This is a genomic window from Dethiosulfatibacter sp., from assembly GCF_983023055.1.
This window is the reverse complement of record NZ_CEZJXU010000264.1, coordinates 1-3,611: the sequence shown is the minus strand read 5'-3', so window position 1 is coordinate 3,611 and position 3,611 is coordinate 1. Positions and strand designations below refer to the sequence as shown.

Here is a 3,611-nt window from a genome sequence, read left to right as displayed (position 1 = left end):
TTCACTTAATTCTTCGAATTTTTCCCTTGGAGCTCCACACTTGGGACATTTATCTCCCAACATGTCTTTTTCAGTAACGTATCCGCATGCGGTACATCTTAATAAGTTTTCCATTTTAATACCTCCTAGAAATTAAGCATCCCAAAAGAATGCATATATATATATTATCACTATTCTCGAAAAAAACAATAGTAAATGGGTATTAAATCAAGCTATAGGAAATTCAGGAAAATAAAACAATAAGTTGATATAGAGTAGGTTGTATTAATTGTGAACATGTGCTATCATTTAAGAACTGACCAGTCGGTCGGAATGATAAATTAGGAGATTTAATATGAAAAGGAAACATATTTTGATAATTCTAACCTTGGCTTTAGCCCTTGCGTTGACAGCATGTGGTGGCAAGGCAGAAGTTGAAGAAGTGGAGGAAAGCTATATAGCAGTAGAGATTGAAACAGTTGACAGAAACGAGCTTTATATAGAAAATACTTTTTCTGGAAAGGTCTTTGCTGACAAGGATGTAAGTGTAAATCCTATGGTCATGGCTGAAGTCGAAGAGGTGAAGGTGAAAGTGGGAGACTCTGTTGAAAAGGATCAGCTTCTCTTTATTCTTGACGGTGAAAACATACAGAACCAGGTTGACCAGGCTTATGCAGCCTATTCCGGAGCCTTGGCAAGTTATGAAATGACCAAAGAGCAGATAAACATGGCAAAGGACTCCTTTGCAAGGACCAAAGAGCTTTACGCAGAAGGTGTGGTTTCAAAAGCACAGTACGACCAGGCCGAGCTTGCCGCTTCAGACAAGCCTCTTGAGGCTGCATCCAAAGGACTTGACCAGGCAAGACTTGGATACAACCAGACTATGGACGCTCTTGATAATATTGATGTAAAGGCTCCAATTTCTGGTACTGTTACAGCTGTTAATATTGAAGCAGGTGAAATGGCTTCAAACGGACAGGCTGCAGTTATAATCATGGATCTTGACAGTGTTGTCATTGAAATCAACGTGCCTGAAAATATAGTGAATAAAATATACGAGGGACAGAAGGTGAATCTTCAAATTGAATCAGCAGATATAGATGCTGAGGCTGTAATTCTTTCAGTCAGTGATTCAGTTGACATGATGAACAATCTTTATCCAGTAAAGATTAGTGCTGAAAACAACGGTAAGGTAAAGGCTGGAATGTTTGCACAGATTACAGTTAATACTGACTTAAGGGAAGATGTGATTTCAGTTCCAGGAGATGCAGTACTTGAAAAGGATGGAAATAGTATAGTCTATGTTGAATCAGAAGGTGTTGTCTTTGAAAGAATAGTTGAAACAGGCCTTGATACTGGATATATGGTTGAGATAATATCCGGCCTGGAAGATGGCGAAAAGATAATCACCAAGGGGCAGAATTATATTAGCGATGGAATAAAAGTCAAAGTTGTAAGGGGTGAGTAGGAATGCTATCAAGATTTGCAGTTAAAAGACCCGTTACAATAGTAATGATCATAATGATAGTGATGCTTGTGGGTTCGGTGTCTCTTTCTCTTTTGCCCATAGATCTACTGCCTTCAATTGAATTTCCAATTGCTGTAGTGTCCACAACATATTCAGGAGTAGGTCCTGAGGAAATGGAAACACTTATAACGAAGCCTTTGGAAGATGTACTAACAACAGTTGAAAACATAGATTCAATCCAGTCATATTCCATGGAGGGAAGTTCACTAGTAATACTTCAGTTCGACTTCGGTACGGACATGGAATTTGCTGCATTGGAAATGAGGGAGAAGATAGACCTTGTTAAAGGATATCTTCCGGAAGATTCAAGCAGTCCTACTGTTTTCAAATTCGATCCAAATGCCATGCCTATACTCTATATGACAATAGAGAGCGAGGGTGACTTGTTCACAACTCAAAATATAGCCGAAGATATTGTTAAGGCAAGGATTGAGAGAATAGAAGGAGTTGCTTCTGTTGACGTTCTAGGAGGCTACGAAAGAGAAGTTGAAATCGAGCTTGCAGAGGACAAGGTAAGGGGATATGGACTAAGCTCGGAATATATATCACAGATTCTTGCAGGAGACAATATGAACCTTCCAGGTGGAGAGGTTTACAAGGGGGACAAGGCACTAACTGTTAGAACCCTTGGAGAATATGAATCCGTTAATGAAATAAAAAATGCAAATATTCCTCTCATGACAGGAGGAATAGTCAAGCTTAAGGATCTTGGAACAATTGATCTTGTAAATACCGAAAGAACAAACATAGCCAAGTTTAACGGTACTGATACACTGGAACTATCAATAATGAAGCAGTCTGGTGTAAACACGGTAAATGTCAGTAGAAATGTACACAAAGAGATAGAAAAGCTTGAAAAGGAATATCCAAACATAGTCATAAAGACTGTATTTGACCAGGCCGACTTTATTAATATGGCTATAAGCAGGATGATTCAGAGTGCTCTTATGGGAGGACTTCTGGCAGTTCTTATACTGTTCCTTTTCCTAAGGAATATAAGATCTACTGTCATAATATCATTGACAATACCGATTTCCATAATATCAACATTCATACTCATGTACTTTTCAGGTGTTACTATGAATATGATGACTCTTGGAGGTATGGCATTGGGAATAGGAATGCTTGTAGACAACTCCATCGTTGTTCTTGAAAATATATTCAGGCACAGGACCGAGGGTTTAAACATAAAGGAATCCTCAGTACTAGGAGCAAATGAGGTGTCTGCAGCAGTTACTGCATCCACACTTACAACTGTGGCGGTGTTCCTTCCAATAGTATTTGTTGAAGGTATAACATCTACAATATTCAGGGAATTGGCAATGACAATCACCTTTGCACTCATAAGTTCACTGGGAGTTGCATTGACACTTATTCCAATGATGTCATCAAAGCTTCTTACAATAAAGAACATCAAGTTTGACATTCATGCAGAGGAAGAGGGAGAAAACCTTGACAAAGGATTCCTAAACAAGATAAGAAAGGTATACAAAAGAGTACTTAAGGCAGGATTGAGACACAGGATAATTGTAGTGGTACTGAGCATCGCAATCTTTTTTGCTAGTGCGGCCTCTCTCGTGACTGTAGGATCCTCATTTTTTCCAAGCACAGATGAAGGACAGCTGAACATAGATGTAAGTCTTCCAACTGGAGCAGAGCTTGCAGAAACAGAAGCAGTTGTCACAGAAATAGAAAGTATTCTTTATGAAATCTCAGATGTAGACTATGTATTCTCAAGCATAGGATCAGGAGGCAACATGGGTCCCATGGGAGGAAGTTCGGGAAATATTGCATCAATGATAGTAATGCTTAAGAATCCTTCAGAAAGAGACAGATCAACCTTTGAAGTTGCAGATGAAGTAAGAAAACTATCAAAGGATATTGCAGGAGCTGAAATTGGAGTTTCTTCGGCATCGATGATGATGGCAGGAGGCTTCGGTGGCGGAGGAATCAGCGTAAGTATTAGGGGGAATGATATTGAAATCCTTGAGCAGATAAGTAATGAAATTAAGGGTATAATGATGCAGATTGAAGGTACAAGGGAGGTAGCTACATCTCTTGAGGAAGGAATACCTGAGGTTCATGTTAATATCAACAAGAACAA

The 3,611-nt window shown here is 39.1% G+C and carries 3 protein-coding genes; 2 read left to right on the top strand and 1 reads right to left on the bottom strand.

Translation table 11 applies throughout. The features are described from left to right. Window positions 1-114: rubredoxin-like domain-containing protein (locus AC3AX0_RS09305; RefSeq protein ID WP_487550019.1), on the bottom strand; the 114-nt coding region annotated here is incomplete at its 3' end. Window positions 115-334: 220 nt separating this feature from the next. Here AC3AX0_RS09305 and AC3AX0_RS09300 point away from each other — a divergent pair. Both AC3AX0_RS09300 and AC3AX0_RS09295 read left to right on the top strand, forming a co-directional pair. Beyond that, a complete protein-coding gene (locus tag AC3AX0_RS09300) occupies window positions 335-1,447 on the top strand; it encodes an efflux RND transporter periplasmic adaptor subunit (protein WP_487550018.1) in 1,113 nt (370 codons plus the stop codon). A gap of 2 nt (window positions 1,448-1,449) precedes the next feature. After that, the coding region (locus tag AC3AX0_RS09295; RefSeq protein WP_487550017.1) for an efflux RND transporter permease subunit at window positions 1,450-3,611 on the top strand (2,162 nt) is incomplete at its 3' end.